Genomic DNA, 13,984 nt, shown 5'->3' with positions numbered 1-13,984 from the left:
TCAAAAATACGAAATTTTAACCACTTTAACAAGTCAACGAGAAGTGATAACAAGCAATTTAATGCGCTATTATTCCATAATTATTTTATATTTTAGCAGTCGAAAATCCTAAATGTAATTTTTTTATAGTAGGTTTGTTCTTATTAAAACGTGTAATCAAATAAACAATGAGTAATATATTTTCAACATTATCAAAGGTAACTTTAGGCGTAGCAATATCAGTAGCCGCTATTTCTTGTAACCAAGAGGGAAAAAGTACTGGTGCTACAACTTCCAAAGATTCTACTTCAGCAAACACTTCTTCAACAAAAGTTGAGAAAATTGTATACATCAATTCAGATTCTTTATCTCAAAAATATGAGTACTTTAAGGACATTAGAAGTAAATTAGAAGCAAAAGTTAAAAAAGCACAAACAGATCTTCAGGCTAAAAGCCAGGCTTTTCAACGTGAAGTTGCAGAATACCAACAAAAAGCACCTAATTTAAGTGCTGCAGAAAGACAAGCAACAGAAGAAAAATTAGCACGTAAACAAGACGAATTAAGCCGTTTAGATCAAAATGCATCTGCTTCAATACAACAAGACGAATCCGCTGAATTTAATAATGTCTACAATAAAATTACCGAATTTTTGAAGAAACATGCAAGTGATAACGGTTATACACTTGTACTGACATATTCGAAATCAAATCCGACAGTATTGTATGCTGATTCAAAATTGGAAATCACGAATGAAGTGGTGAAACAATTAAATGAAGAATATAAAAAAGAAAAGAAATAACATTTCTAAAATAGTTAAATAAGAAAGCCGCTCATGAGCGGCTTTCTTATTTAACAACAATTTGCTTTTTGAAAATCTCTTCGGTATATTAACCTAAAATCCGATTAATTTATGATATCCACTATAGTAAGTAAAGAGCAAGCTAGTTATGAATGGGTCGATGTATTCGAGCCAAGTGTAACGGATCTCGAAATTTTGAAAGAAAAATATAACCTCAATCAGGCATCTATTAAAGATTCTTTAGAACCTGAACATCTTCCAAAAATAGAAGAGTTTGACAACTATACTTTTATTATCTTAAGGATGGTATCTGCAACATTTAAGGATAACTCCGACAATATTGGTGAAATAACAGATCGTTTAACTATTTTCTATGGTGCAGACTTCGTCATTACACTTCATAAAAAAAATGTAGAATTCATTCATAAAATGAAACTTTTGGATTTTAGATCTCCAAAATTAAAAGACAGTAAACATTTAGCTAATTACCTGAGCACGGCGGCGCTCGCCTCTTTTGAAAAAATACTGCCCAAAATATCAACTAAATTGGATGAATATGAAGAAAGCGTTTTTCTGACACGTCAAAAAAAGCTAGTCCTCAAACATGTCTATTTTATTAAAAGACAGATTGATGTTGTCAGGAAGGTTATCATATTGTACAAAGAAATTGTAGAGCACTTTCATGCTAATCAAAAACGCAATGTCTACAGCCGAGATTTAAAAGATCTATATTTGAGAGCCAATACCCTGTACGACAATCTTTCAGAGAACACAAGTCAGCTCCTCAATATCTATTTTAATATTTCCTCCAATCACACGAACGAAATCATGCGTATTTTAACCATCTTTTCCGTGTTTTTTATGCCGATTACTTTTGTCGCTGGCGTTTACGGTATGAATTTCAAAAACATGCCTGAACTAGAATGGTACTATGGATATCCTGTAGCAATTATTATTATGCTTGGAATATCGCTAGCAATCTATTACTGGTTCAAAAGAAAGGGCTGGTTATAAACCAGGTCTTTTCTTTGCAGTGGTTGCAACAAAATCTTTTAAATAATAGGGTTCGAAGTAAGCAACATCTTCAAAATCTTTAGCTTGATACTTATCGAAAGCAATTTTGCTCATATCAGTCGCGTTCGTCTGTACTTCCTCAATAATATCTACACCTTGTCCAGTACTAAATACATCTTTTAATTTATCCGCTCCCGGACCAAATAAACAAATACGAGGGTATTGTACTATAAATTGATCAAAACTTGTGGCATCGATAATCAAAGCTTGAGTAGTTACTACCGATCTTCCTGTATCATCAAATGAAGCACAGTACACCTCCATCCTTCTCGCGTCTAACATCGGGATATAAAGGTTGTACGATAGTGATTTCCCTTCATTCGCACGAAAACCCGAATAAATAGCATCTAGCGTATTGACAGCGATCAAAGGTATATCCAGGGCATAGCACAAACCCTTAGCGGTAGAAACCCCAATCCTTAAGCCGGTGTAAGAACCTGGCCCCATACTCACCGCAATTGCTGACAAATCTTTAAAACAGATATTCTCCTGATCCAACAAAGCCTGTATAAGCAAAGTTAGCTGTGAGGCGTGAACATTAGGTTCATTGACACTTTCGTGCTGACGAACAATTCCCGATTCAACCAAAGCGACTGAACACATAGAAGTAGAAGTCTCGATTTGTAAAATATAAGTATGCATACAAAAAATAAAAAATATTAAGGAACAGGATCGTGACCATGGCCACCCCAGGGATTACAACTTAAAATACGTTTTATAGCAAGCCATCCTCCTTTAAAGGGACCATATTTTTGAATGGCTTGATAACCATACTGTGAACAGGTTGGTGTATAACGACAGTTAGCTCCCAAAAAGGGAGAAATAAAAATCTGATAAAACCGGATAATAGCTAAAAATAACAGACTAAATATCCGCTTGATAATCTTTTGCCAAATATAGTTTAGAACATTCATTCTTTAATTTTACCAAAGCTTTTTCCATATGACTATACAGAAAATCATATGCTAACAGACCTTTACCTACGTATTGTATTGTGAATAACAAAGGTAATTGATGTTCTTCTAAAAATGGTGTTAAGCCTTCATTTTTTTGTAAACGAAAACATTCTCTCATACGGCGCTTCATCAGATTACGATCAACAGCACGTTTGAACCGGCGTTTAGAAACCGCTAATATGACCTGTGATGAAGAATTTTCCATGATGAGATGATCGTCTTCTCTTGGAGCGTAGAAGACAACACGGTAGGGATAACAAACAAAAGAAGAACCTTTATGAAACAGCGTATCAATCAACTTGACACTACATAAACGTTCTTCTTTCTTAAATGTATTTTTAATCATAATCGATGACTGAAAAGTCGGCCATGTCATTACACGAGCCTCCTGGCCACCAGCTACGCAAAAATATTAACCTTTGTGACGACCTTCGTCAGAAACTGTAAGGCGTTTTCTACCTTTTGCTCTACGAGAAGCTAAAATTCTTCTACCATTTGCAGAACTCATGCGATCTCTGAATCCGTGCTTGTTTCTTCTTTTTCTTTGCGATGGCTGAAATGTTCTTTTCATGACGCTTAATATGCTAAATTATGTTTTGATTCTATTAATAAAACTCCCTAAAGAGGAATGCAAAAGTAAAATATATTTTAGAGAATAACAAACAATAAATGCAACTTCTCCAAAATATCGAAATATTCCATAAAAAAAACAGATGAAGAATACCCTATTCTTCATCTAATTTTTTACCAAAGTATATGATTACTTATTTTTAAGTAAATCTCTGATTTCTGTTAAAAGTGTTTCTTCTTTTGTTGGAGCAGGTGCCACTTCAGGAGCTTTATCTTCCTTACGTTTCATCGAATTTAAGGCTTTAATCACCATAAAAATACAAAATGCAACAATTAGAAATTGGATCACGACATTAATAAAGTTTCCTAAATTAATCGCTACTTCTGGCTTTTTTGCAACCTCATCTGCAGCTTTAAGTACATATTTAATTTCTGAAAAATCAACACCTCCTGTCAAATAACCAATTGGTGGCATGATGATATCATCTACCAATGACGTTACAATTTTTCCAAATGCACCACCGATAATAACACCGACTGCTAAATCAACTACGCTACCGCGCATAGCAAATTCTTTAAACTCTTTCAAAATTCCCATAAAATAAATGTTTAATATTGCAATTATTGTAATTCTATACCTAAATATAAACTTATTTCAATAAAACTGACACAAAAATATTAATATTTACGGTAAAATATCGTTAGCCAATTTACAACACAAAGTAGCGAGAAATAAAATAAACAGAAAAGAACTAATCTTTGACTATATTTACACGCATTTATTATTTCGAATTCAGTATTTTTGTTTATTTTTAAACAACACAATTCGCAAAATAATATTTCCTAAATATCGCTCATGAAAAAAATATTAATTGCCGACGACCATAGTATTGTTCGATTAGGAGCATCTGTCATTATAAAAGAAACTATGCCATCCTGTATCATTACACAGGCTCAGGATTATAGTGAGGTTCTAACATTGTTAGAAAAAGAAGATTTTGATCTACTTTTACTCGATATCAATATGCCTGGAGGAAATAATATTAGAGTAGTAAAAGAAATTCTAGAAATACAACCGTCCATCAAAATACTGGTATTCTCTTCTTATGATGAATCTCTTTATGCTTTAAGATATATTGAAGCTGGCGCTGCCGGATTTGTCAATAAAAGCACGGCTATGGCAGAGCTTAGTAATGCAATATTAACAATAAAAGAAAGAGGAAAATACATGTCGGATGAAGTAAAAGACCTTTATGTTAAGAAGCTAACTCAAACCAAAGCTAAGATAAACACGATGAATCCGCTTTCCCGACTTTCAAACAGAGAAGTAGATGTTGCAAAGTATTTAATGCAGGGATTGGGGATCATTGAAGTCTCTACGAGCTTAGATCTTAGCCCGTCAACTGTAAGTACTTACAAAAGTAGAATATTTGAAAAATTAAATGTCTCTAATATTCCAGAGCTCATTGAAATATTTAGAATTCACTCTGCAAACTAGTTTGCAGAGTGAATTCTATTTTTTTTTAAGACAACTGATCAATTGTTACAACAGGAATATCTTTTCCGTGTACGATCTGTAAGTCACGTTCATTTTTATATGAATATCCACTCTTTTCATCCAGTTCCCATAACATTGGTGCAAAGAAATTAACACAGGTACTAAAGCCCTGTAAAATAGCAGACATAACCCCTGTATCTTTTGAATTTTTAGCTTCGTTTTCTATTTCAAAAACTCCGGTAAAAGCGCGGTTTTGCAAAGTATCAACAAATGCTCTCCAGTCCATGCTATCTGACCCTCCAAATCCAGGAAGCATGGCTTCGTAATGATGTCTATCCCAATCATGTGCTGGAATTGCAATATTAGCTGCCTTAGCAAGGTCAGCATCAACATGCTGCATTGGATACATGCCGCCCCAGTCCGTGCGCGCTTGCGTACTTAAATTGCGTGTAGTCTTGATATGAATACGGTGTAACCGCTCAATATCCATAGCATTGATAACAGATACTGGATCTGTATTTTGCCAAACATCATGTGATGGATCATAGATTTCACCATGTGCTTTACTTGGTATCATTTCATACATCAATTTTCGTGCGGCCAATACTGCTGGCAAATTATTATAAGTACTGCTATAACGCGACGATCTCCAGCCTTCCATAGGACAGTTTTCATACAATACCGTTACCCCTAGATCTTCAGCATATTTAATAATTGGTGCAAAAACACGTTTGTATTCATCTAGATTTTTCTGAAAGCCATCTATCTGATTACCAAGATCGTGATTATAACCAACAAAAGTCCCCACTTTTACATTATTGGCATCTCCTCCGAGTAAATGAGCAATCCGAATAAGCTTTAATAAATGATTCTGATTTTTAACCCGTTCACCTTCTTCTCCACCGATCATATTCTCAAAAGCCCCTAAAGACAGATGTAAAGCGGCCTGATTGAAAACTTCTATTGTGCGTTTTGCATCCTCCGCTGTAAAACCTTCATAATTGAGATGTGTTGCCGTATGATCCTGACGTGTGCCATCTTTTCTAAACACACATAAATCAATACCCGAAGCTCCGACTTCTTTTGTTTTATCTATTAATTCAGGTAAATCCAGCTTGTCAAATGCTGAACTCATCACCCATATTGGATTATTCAATTTGCGATTCATATCTATACTACTTGTTTTTATCGGTTCTATGAAATAACCATGCATATGCTCTTTTTTAGAGTTTTTACAACATTGCTATTTCATAAATATAATGTATTTCTATATAAATGGTAAAAATTAAAGATACAAAAAAAAGCTATCTCACACGAGATAGCTTTCATATTATTTATGCAAAATTAAACTAATCTACATTGTCATGTAAAAAAGAATTATTGGGTCTAATTTCTGTATTTCCATCTTCAAAAGACAGTGTAAATCTGGAAACCTGAGATTGTGAAGAATGCGGCGTATCATCTAATGACATTTGCTTTCTTTTGTAAGCTGGCTCATTTTCCAATTCCTGAAGACCATTTGAAGATTTTAATTTCATACTCAACTCCTTCAATCTCAAAATACGTTCTTTTGTACGTACCAATTGATCTTCAAAAGAAACTTGCTCCTCTTCCACCTGTTCTATCTCAGCTTTATTATTAACAGAAGCAGAGAAATTATTTGCCTGCTCCTCTTGCGGAGAAACAGATCCAGCAGTATAATCGTCAAATACCGTAGGCATCTGAAATTGAAATACAGAAGGAGAAGTTTTTAATTGGAAATCATTTCCTTGATTTGCTGACGAAGCCTCTTCTTCGACCACTTCTTCAAAATTTAATTCATGACGAATAATCGAATTCCCTTCAACAGCCACCTGTTGTTGAACAGCATTTTTAGGTGCAGAAAACAAATCGTTAGTCGGGATAGGAGCTGAAACGTTTTCTGGATTTGTTTGCACAGGATTAACAAGAGGTGTATTCGTCACTTCCTTCTGTACAAATTGATTAACCGGTTTAACAAAAGATGCTACTTGTTCTGCAGCCGTTAAAGGCATCGTAACTTTCGTATTTTCGCGTTCAATATCTCTTTCCTCAGAAGTTTGGAATCCTGTCGCAATAATTGTTACAGATAGTTCCTCGCCAAAGTTTTCATCAATACAATTACCCCAGATTAAATCTGCAGAAAGACCAGCTTTCTCTTGAATATAATCAGTAATAATAGCAACCTCATCCATAGTTACTTCCTTTAAACCAGAAGTAATATTCAGTAAGATATAACGGGCACCTTCAATTTCATTATCTTTTAATAGCGGAGAAGCAAGAGCTCCTTCAACTGCTTTAATAGCTCGGTCTTCACCTTCAGCAACAGCATTACCCATAATGGCAACACCACTATCATTCATCACTGTGCGCACATCTTTAAAATCGACGTTTACATAACCAGGGATAGTAATGATCTCAGCGATACCTTTTGCGGCAGTTGTTAAAATATCATCAGCTTTTGCAAAAGCTGCTGTCATGGTAAGATTCCCAAAAATCTCTCTCAAACGATCGTTAGAGATCACTAAATACGAATCTACATATTTACGCAATTCAGATAAACCTTCTTCGGCTTGCGAACGGCGACGTTTACCTTCGAAAGTAAAGGGAGTTGTAATAATCGCAACAGTCAAAATACCTAATTCCTTAGCTGCTTTTGCCAATACAGGACTAGCTCCAGTACCAGTACCACCACCCATTCCTGCAGTAATAAACAGCATTTTGGTATTAGTACCTAACATACGTTTGATATCGTCAATACTTTCGATAGCTGAATTTTCACCTACATCAGGATCTGCACCAGCACCCATACCTTCTGTCAAACTCATACCCAATTGTACTTTATTAGGTATTGGACTTAACTCCAAAGCTTGAGCATCGGTATTACACACGATGAAATCTACCCCACTAATTCCTTGTTTATACATGTGGTTAACGGCATTACCGCCACCACCACCAACCCCAATAACCTTAATTATTGATGATTGTTCTTTTAACATTTCAAACTGTATTGACATAACTTATCCCTATTTAACTCATAATGACTTCAGTACAAACTTCACCTAAACTCAATATTCGTAATGTAATAATAACATATTTTCAACAATTTTTTTCCACAAATGTTTAAAATGTGGAAAAAAACATAAAGTGTTGAAAACTATTTTTTATCCAAGAAAGTGGCATCATCAATTTCATTGCCATCCTTCATTAATTTTTTGAACCATGTTAGCAAACCATGCTCCTTCTGTTGTTGCTCGCCGACCTCTTTCACAGACTCAACATCCTTCTTCACAACTTTAGGCGCTCTTCTGGTCTCTACTTCATCCTCGTGCGCCTGAATACCCTTCATCAACAAACCTATACTGGTAGCATATAATGGACTTTTCAATTCTTCATACAAAGCCTTTGGCAAAACTTCATTTTTTGCCAAGTATTCATTAGGAAAACCGATACGACAATCAATGCCAGTAATATATTCAACAAGTTGTACCAAATGTTTCAATTGGGCACCACCTCCAGTAATAACGATTCCTCCGATCAGTTTATTTTCATAACCAGAAGATTTGATCTCATAGTACACATGTTCAATAATCTCCTCCATACGTGCTTGAATAATGTATGCAAGATTTTTTACTGAAATCTCTTTAGGTTCACGACCTTTTAATCCGGGAACACAAATTACTTCGTTTTCCTTATTTTCATCAGCTAATGCAGATCCGAATCGTGTTTTTAACAACTCAGCTTGACTTCTCAATACAGAACAACCTTGACGAATATCTTCCGTCACGATATTCCCTCCTAAAGGAATTACAGCAGTGTGACGAATGATTCCTTCATGGAAAATCGCTACGTCTGTAGTACCTCCTCCAATATCAACTAAAACAACACCAGCATTTTTTTCGTCATCATCCAATACAGCTTCAGATGATGCCAAAGGTTCAAGAATTAATTCTGAAACCTCTAAATTTGAATTATCAATACATCTTTTAATATTTCGAATATCCGTAACACGTCCCGAAATAATATGGAAATTCGCTTCAATGCGACGTCCTGCCATACCGATCGGTTCTCGAATACCCGGCTCATTATCGATCGTAAATTCCTGCGGCAACACATGGATAATTTCTTCTCCAGGAGGCAACACTAATTTATACATATCCGAAATAAGACGTTCAATATCTTTTCTTGTAACTTCATCATCGCTATCAGTCTTGGTAAAAATACCACGATGTTGAATACTTTTGATATGTTGGCCAGCAATACCAACATTCACCACTTTGATATCAACATTTGATTGATTTTCGGCTATCTCAACCGCTTCAAGAATGCTGCTCACCGTTTTTTGAATGTTCGCGACCACACCTCGGCTTACTCCTGCCGAATCTGCTTTACCAACGCCTAAAAGTTCTATTTTATTTCCGCCACTACGTCTTCCAACTGTAACGCAAATCTTGGTTGTACCAATATCGAGTCCCACAATAATTGGGTTCTCTCTTTCGACTTCTGCTGATTTTGGATTCATAATATTCTGTATTGATGCTGTATACTATAATGTGTTATTCTTTACTTTCTTCTCCGGGTTATGCAGATCATCAAATGTCCAAACACCACGTTTTTCACAAATAATTTGACCTGCATATTTTACATTCACTTTATTGTAAGCGTCAACCCCGACTTTAGGGATTATTTCTTTATAAAATGTCTGCAACAAACTAAACTTTTGGTCTAAAGAATCGGCAGTGCCGATAACAAGCTGCTGATTTCCGACCCGAGGTACCAATTCAATATCTTTATCATTGTTAACAAATACCTGTACAACTTGATTGCTCCACAGCTCATCATTTTCGATAAACTGTGTCACTCGTAATAAATCTTTTACCAGTGTAGAGTTAATCGAATCCAAAGGATTCTTATACCCCTCTTCAATATTACCTGTTGCAATCATGACATGAGGTACATATTTCAATGTAGTTGGTACCTTCAATCCATTTAAATCGATATAATATTCCCGACCATTCTTATTAATGACACGCATAACGACTTCCCGTTGCGCGATATTAATGGCTAGAATACCATCCATATCCAAATGAACCGTTGCCTTAGATACGTAAGGCAACTTTTTCAACGTTTTTTCGATCTTTTCTAAAGGAATATCAAGTAATGGCTTACCAATTATATTGCCATAACTTTTACTGATAAGCGCAGAGATATCTCCTTGATCAATAAAAGCTTCTTTTCCTTCAATAAAAATATTTACCTCACGACATACTTGAAGGTCATCTTTGCGATTGACCAAGGACATCACAATGATTACAGCTATCACACCTAAAAAAAAGAGTGATAAATATAATACGCGATTCCATCGTATGTTGTGTAAATATTTAAGCATGTGCTAAAATTTCCTTCAATGGTTTTACTAATTTATCAATATCACCAGCTCCAACTGTCACCAACAATTCCAGTTTTTCACGCTGAGCAATTGCCAATACTTCCTCGGCTGTAACAACAGCTTTTTCCGGTGCCGTGATTTTACTCAACAACCAAGATGAATTTACACCTTCGATAGGTAATTCACGAGCAGGATAGACTTCCATAAGTAATACACGATCTGCCATAGAAAGCACTTCTGCAAATCCTTCTATAAAATCACGGGTTCTCGTAAAGAGATGTGGCTGAAATACAACTGTCAACTTCTTATTCGGATATAGCTTACGCATCGAGCTCAAAAATGCACGCAACTCTTCCGGATGATGTGCATAATCATCTACATAAATAGCAGACTGACTTCTTACGATATATTCAAAACGTCTTTTAACACCTCTAAAATTCGTTAGTGCAACTTTTATTTTATCATCTGCAATACCCAAAATACGGGCAACAGTTATTGCCGCTACAGCATTTTCAACATTATGCGTGCCCGGTATTCCCAAATGAATATCTTCAATCTTTGCATCTCCTGAAATGTAATCAAAATAAAATTCTCCATCTTTAACATGTACATTAGAAGCATAAACATCTGCAACATCATGTCCAGAATACGAGATTTGACTTTCAAAAGGTAAACCCTTCTTAACAATACGCGTACCACCTTCAACAACTCGATCCAAATACATTTGAAAAGTCGTCAAAAGTTGGCTTGCATCACCATAAATATCCAAATGATCAGCATCAGCTGAAGTCACAATAGCTATATTAGGATGTAAGGTTAAGAATGAGCGATCATATTCATCCGCTTCTACGACGACCACATCATTATTACCATACAAAACATTTGTATCGTAATTGGAACTGATACCGCCTAGAAAAGCAGAGCAGTCAAAGCCACTATCCTTTAATATGTGGGCCACCATGGTAGAAGTTGTCGTTTTACCATGTGTACCTGCCACACCAATTGTAAAACGACTTTCACTAATGATGCCTAAAACTTCAGATCTCTTATGTAGCGTATGCCCTACTTCTTCCAGATGATGTTTAATTTTAGAATCTTTAGGAATAGCAGGAGTAAAAATGATTAATGTTTCTTCATTAGAAATATTAAATATCGGATCTATCGTATTAACATCATCAACATACGAAATTTCAATTCCTTCGGACACTAATGTTTTAGTCAATTCCGTTTCCGTACGATCATATCCCTTCACTACGCATCCTAAGTGAGCAAAATAACGAGCAAGTCCACTCATTCCAATTCCACCTATCCCAATAAGATATACTTGTTTGATTGCGTCAATTTTCATTATTTCTACCTTTTATTTGCCAATTTTAAAACTTCTTTTGCAATGACTACGTCCGCATCAAGAAGCGCTAATTTCTTTATATTTTGAGCCAAAGCTTTCGATTCAGATTCATTACCGAGCAAAGCAATAGCTGTGTCAAATAATGTTGCTTTTGCCTCGTTATCCTTAACTAATACCGCCGCATGTTTATTCACCAAAGCCATCGCATTTTTTGTTTGATGATCTTCCGCGACATTGGGCGAAGGAACCAATATTACTGGCTTACCAACCACACATAGTTCTGAGATCGTTCCAGCACCTGCACGGCCAATAATCATATCAGCCGCTGCATAAGCGTAATCCATACGTTGCAAGAAAGCAAGCATATGAACACGACCAGAAAGTTTATCTTTCAATTCTTGACTTAATTGATCGAAATAGTAACTTCCACACTGCCATATCACTTGTATATTTGCATCATCAAACTTCCCGAGAGAAGCCATTACACTTTCATTCAAAGTACGTGCTCCTAGACTACCACCCGTGACTAAAATTGTCTTTTTATCAGCATCTAATCCAAAAAAGGCCAACGCTTCTTCACGCTTACCTTCAATCTCAATAGAAGCACGGCGAATCGGATTACCCGTTAACAATAATCTCTCTGCTGGAAAAAATTGTTCCATACCTTCATAAGCAACACAAATCTTAGCTGCCTTATTTCCTAAGCGCTTATTGGTAACTCCCGCATAAGAATTTTGTTCTTGTACGAGTGTTGGTATATGCAATCGATTTGCTACCATCAATAAGGGGCCAGAAGCAAAACCACCAACACCAACAGCTACATCAGGTTTAAACTCACGGACAATTTTACGTGCTTTGTTCATGCTTTTAAACAGCTTGAACGGTAAAAATATATTTTTCCAAAACTGTTGTCTATTGATCCCCTGAATATCTAATCCCACAATTTTATAACCTGCTGCTGGAACTTTCTCCATTTCCATACGGCCGTTAGCTCCAACAAAAAGAATTTCATTTTGCGGATCCAATGCTTTTAGTGCATTAGCAATTGCTACTGCCGGAAAAATATGTCCGCCAGTACCACCACCACTTATGATCACACGTATAGCCATTCTTTATATCTTTTATACCGGAATCGTACCAACGACCACTCTTTTTTCCTTTGGTCGTTCATCCAATTCCTGTTTACCTTTTAACTCTTCAATATTTCTACTTACACTTAAGATAATTCCTAATGCAATACTGGTAAATAGAATCGATGTTCCTCCCATACTCACTAAGGGAAGCGGAACACCGGTCACCGGACCCAAACCTACTGCTACTGCCATATTCGCAAATGCTTGAATAGTCAAACTAAAGCCTAGCCCTGCGGCCAAAAAAGCACCAAATGCTTTAGGGCTTAATGTCACAATACGAATACATCTATACATCAAAGCGAGATATAGAAAAATTAAGACGACACCGCCTATTGTTCCATATTCTTCAATGATGATGGCAAATATAAAATCCGAATAAGGGTGTGGCAATACATTTCTCTGAATACTATTACCTGGTCCTTTACCAAAAACACCTCCCGTCGCTATTGCAATCTTCGCATTATTAGCCTGATAGTTTTTATCATCCTGAAATGAAACAGGCATACCTTCCTGTTTATCTTTTTCAACCCCGATAAAAGACTTGACACGACTGTAATAAGTTGCTCGTCTTGGACCGATCGAAACAACAATTATTCCGAGCAATACCACACCGGCAGATACAATAGCGATCTGCTTAAAACTAATACGCCCAATTAAGAGCAGTAATACACATACCCCAAACAACATAATTGCTGTAGACATATTCGCCCAAGCAATTAAAACAAAGACACCACAAACAGCACCCATGATCGGAATAAATGATTTCTTGACATCTTTTATCTCCTCTTGCTTCCTAGACAACATACGAGCTAAGAACGTAATCAATGCCAACTTTGCCAAATCGGAAGTTTGAAACGTCTGATTAATCACAGGGATCGTAACCCAACGACTTGCATCATTCACCTTACTTCCAAAAATCAATGTATATAAAAGCAATGGAACCGTTATCGCCATCAACAATTTGGAAATACCTGCATAATAACGGTAATCCAGTTTATGCGATAAATACATCAACACAAAACCAACAGCAATTAAAGAGAAGTGCTTGAACAGATATAATTCTGTTCCCTTACCTTCTTTATATGCCAACGTTCCTACAGAACTGTAGACCGCTAACAAAGACCAGCCCGAAAGCAGGATTACAATAATCCATATCCAACGGTCGCCCTTTAATTTAGAAAGTAGATGCTCTACCATATTTAATTACTTTAGATTTATA

Annotated in this window: 15 protein-coding genes; 3 read left to right on the top strand and 12 right to left on the bottom strand. The window is 36.0% G+C overall.

Going from position 1 to position 13,984, the window contains the following annotated elements:
- Positions 1 to 167: 167 nt before the first annotated feature.
- Both JAZ75_RS14185 and JAZ75_RS14180 read left to right on the top strand, forming a co-directional pair.
- On the top strand, positions 168 to 779 hold the full coding sequence (locus tag JAZ75_RS14185) for an OmpH family outer membrane protein (RefSeq protein ID WP_021190122.1): 612 nt from the start codon (positions 168 to 170) through the stop codon (positions 777 to 779).
- Between the two features lie 111 nt (positions 780 to 890).
- The gene (locus JAZ75_RS14180; RefSeq protein ID WP_132772147.1) at positions 891 to 1,793 is read left to right on the top strand and encodes a CorA family divalent cation transporter; all 903 of its coding nucleotides are present in this window, start codon (positions 891 to 893) and stop codon (positions 1,791 to 1,793) included.
- Here the strand turns inward: JAZ75_RS14180 and tsaB are convergent.
- The 5 genes from tsaB to mscL form a co-directional block, all read right to left on the bottom strand.
- Positions 1,788 to 2,495 carry a tRNA (adenosine(37)-N6)-threonylcarbamoyltransferase complex dimerization subunit type 1 TsaB gene (gene tsaB / locus JAZ75_RS14175; RefSeq protein ID WP_208696205.1) on the bottom strand — a complete coding sequence of 236 codons (708 nt, stop codon included), beginning with the start codon at positions 2,493 to 2,495 and terminating at the stop codon, positions 1,788 to 1,790. The genes JAZ75_RS14180 and tsaB overlap by 6 nt on opposite strands.
- A 17-nt stretch (positions 2,496 to 2,512) precedes the next feature.
- The gene (gene yidD, locus JAZ75_RS14170) at positions 2,513 to 2,767 is read right to left on the bottom strand and encodes a membrane protein insertion efficiency factor YidD (RefSeq protein WP_132772145.1); all 255 of its coding nucleotides are present in this window, start codon (positions 2,765 to 2,767) and stop codon (positions 2,513 to 2,515) included.
- A complete protein-coding gene (locus tag JAZ75_RS14165; RefSeq protein ID WP_031288357.1) occupies positions 2,718 to 3,155 on the bottom strand; it encodes a ribonuclease P protein component in 438 nt (145 codons plus the stop codon). Before JAZ75_RS14165 ends, yidD begins: the two co-directional genes overlap by 50 nt.
- Before the next feature lie 66 nt (positions 3,156 to 3,221).
- Positions 3,222 to 3,380: a 50S ribosomal protein L34 gene (rpmH, locus tag JAZ75_RS14160; RefSeq protein WP_045753170.1), complete on the bottom strand. Its 159-nt coding sequence runs from the start codon at positions 3,378 to 3,380 to the stop codon at positions 3,222 to 3,224.
- Positions 3,381 to 3,569: 189 nt separating this feature from the next.
- Positions 3,570 to 3,977, bottom strand: a complete 408-nt coding sequence (gene mscL, locus JAZ75_RS14155) for a large-conductance mechanosensitive channel protein MscL (protein ID WP_021190117.1) — start codon at positions 3,975 to 3,977, stop codon at positions 3,570 to 3,572.
- Between the two features lie 258 nt (positions 3,978 to 4,235).
- Here mscL and JAZ75_RS14150 point away from each other — a divergent pair, with 258 nt between their 5' ends.
- On the top strand, positions 4,236 to 4,877 hold the full coding sequence (locus JAZ75_RS14150) for a response regulator transcription factor (protein ID WP_132772144.1): 642 nt from the start codon (positions 4,236 to 4,238) through the stop codon (positions 4,875 to 4,877).
- 25 nt (positions 4,878 to 4,902) lie between these two features.
- Here the strand turns inward: JAZ75_RS14150 and JAZ75_RS14145 are convergent, their stop codons facing one another.
- The 7 genes from JAZ75_RS14145 to JAZ75_RS14115 all read right to left on the bottom strand — a co-directional run bounded on the left by JAZ75_RS14145 (position 4,903) and on the right by JAZ75_RS14115 (position 13,962).
- Complete coding sequence (locus tag JAZ75_RS14145) at positions 4,903 to 6,045, bottom strand: sugar phosphate isomerase/epimerase family protein (protein WP_132844595.1); 1,143 nt, start codon at positions 6,043 to 6,045, stop codon at positions 4,903 to 4,905.
- Positions 6,046 to 6,226: 181 nt separating this feature from the next.
- The gene (gene ftsZ, locus JAZ75_RS14140) at positions 6,227 to 7,912 is read right to left on the bottom strand and encodes a cell division protein FtsZ (RefSeq protein WP_132772143.1); all 1,686 of its coding nucleotides are present in this window, start codon (positions 7,910 to 7,912) and stop codon (positions 6,227 to 6,229) included.
- Between the two features lie 140 nt (positions 7,913 to 8,052).
- Positions 8,053 to 9,417: a cell division protein FtsA gene (ftsA, locus tag JAZ75_RS14135; RefSeq protein WP_208696203.1), complete on the bottom strand. Its 1,365-nt coding sequence runs from the start codon at positions 9,415 to 9,417 to the stop codon at positions 8,053 to 8,055.
- Between the two features lie 24 nt (positions 9,418 to 9,441).
- On the bottom strand, positions 9,442 to 10,284 hold the full coding sequence (locus JAZ75_RS14130) for a cell division protein FtsQ/DivIB (RefSeq protein ID WP_021190259.1): 843 nt from the start codon (positions 10,282 to 10,284) through the stop codon (positions 9,442 to 9,444).
- Entirely contained in the window at positions 10,277 to 11,632 is a 1,356-nt protein-coding gene (gene murC / locus JAZ75_RS14125) for a UDP-N-acetylmuramate--L-alanine ligase (RefSeq protein WP_208696201.1), read from the bottom strand. Before murC ends, JAZ75_RS14130 begins: the two co-directional genes overlap by 8 nt.
- A 5-nt stretch (positions 11,633 to 11,637) precedes the next feature.
- The gene (gene murG, locus JAZ75_RS14120) at positions 11,638 to 12,741 is read right to left on the bottom strand and encodes an undecaprenyldiphospho-muramoylpentapeptide beta-N-acetylglucosaminyltransferase (protein WP_208696199.1); all 1,104 of its coding nucleotides are present in this window, start codon (positions 12,739 to 12,741) and stop codon (positions 11,638 to 11,640) included.
- A gap of 12 nt (positions 12,742 to 12,753) precedes the next feature.
- Positions 12,754 to 13,962, bottom strand: a complete 1,209-nt coding sequence (locus JAZ75_RS14115) for an FtsW/RodA/SpoVE family cell cycle protein (RefSeq protein WP_021190261.1) — start codon at positions 13,960 to 13,962, stop codon at positions 12,754 to 12,756.
- Between the last annotated feature and the right edge of the window lie 22 nt (positions 13,963 to 13,984).

The organism is Sphingobacterium sp. UDSM-2020 (genome assembly GCF_016132525.1).
Lineage (GTDB): Bacteria > Bacteroidota > Bacteroidia > Sphingobacteriales > Sphingobacteriaceae > Sphingobacterium > Sphingobacterium anhuiense.
The sequence above is the reverse complement of the archived record's forward strand: the minus strand, read 5'-3'. Positions and strand labels throughout refer to the sequence as shown.

Bases quoted from the DNA above. Each gene is read 5' to 3' on its own strand.
- JAZ75_RS14185 (WP_021190122.1), top strand. From the start codon at position 168: ATGAGTAATATATTTTCAACATTATCAAAGGTAACTTTAGGCGTAGCA.
- ftsA (WP_208696203.1), bottom strand. From the start codon at position 9,417: ATGAATCCAAAATCAGCAGAAGTCGAAAGAGAGAACCCAATTATTGTG.
- ftsZ (WP_132772143.1), bottom strand. From the start codon at position 7,912: ATGTCAATACAGTTTGAAATGTTAAAAGAACAATCATCAATAATTAAG.
- JAZ75_RS14150 (WP_132772144.1), top strand. From the start codon at position 4,236: ATGAAAAAAATATTAATTGCCGACGACCATAGTATTGTTCGATTAGGA.
- tsaB (WP_208696205.1), bottom strand. From the start codon at position 2,495: ATGCATACTTATATTTTACAAATCGAGACTTCTACTTCTATGTGTTCA.
- mscL (WP_021190117.1), bottom strand. From the start codon at position 3,977: ATGGGAATTTTGAAAGAGTTTAAAGAATTTGCTATGCGCGGTAGCGTA.
- JAZ75_RS14145 (WP_132844595.1), bottom strand. From the start codon at position 6,045: ATGAATCGCAAATTGAATAATCCAATATGGGTGATGAGTTCAGCATTT.
- yidD (WP_132772145.1), bottom strand. From the start codon at position 2,767: ATGAATGTTCTAAACTATATTTGGCAAAAGATTATCAAGCGGATATTT.
- murG (WP_208696199.1), bottom strand. From the start codon at position 12,741: ATGGCTATACGTGTGATCATAAGTGGTGGTGGTACTGGCGGACATATT.
- JAZ75_RS14165 (WP_031288357.1), bottom strand. From the start codon at position 3,155: ATGATTAAAAATACATTTAAGAAAGAAGAACGTTTATGTAGTGTCAAG.
- rpmH (WP_045753170.1), bottom strand. From the start codon at position 3,380: ATGAAAAGAACATTTCAGCCATCGCAAAGAAAAAGAAGAAACAAGCAC.
- JAZ75_RS14180 (WP_132772147.1), top strand. From the start codon at position 891: ATGATATCCACTATAGTAAGTAAAGAGCAAGCTAGTTATGAATGGGTC.
- JAZ75_RS14130 (WP_021190259.1), bottom strand. From the start codon at position 10,284: ATGCTTAAATATTTACACAACATACGATGGAATCGCGTATTATATTTA.
- murC (WP_208696201.1), bottom strand. From the start codon at position 11,632: ATGAAAATTGACGCAATCAAACAAGTATATCTTATTGGGATAGGTGGA.
- JAZ75_RS14115 (WP_021190261.1), bottom strand. From the start codon at position 13,962: ATGGTAGAGCATCTACTTTCTAAATTAAAGGGCGACCGTTGGATATGG.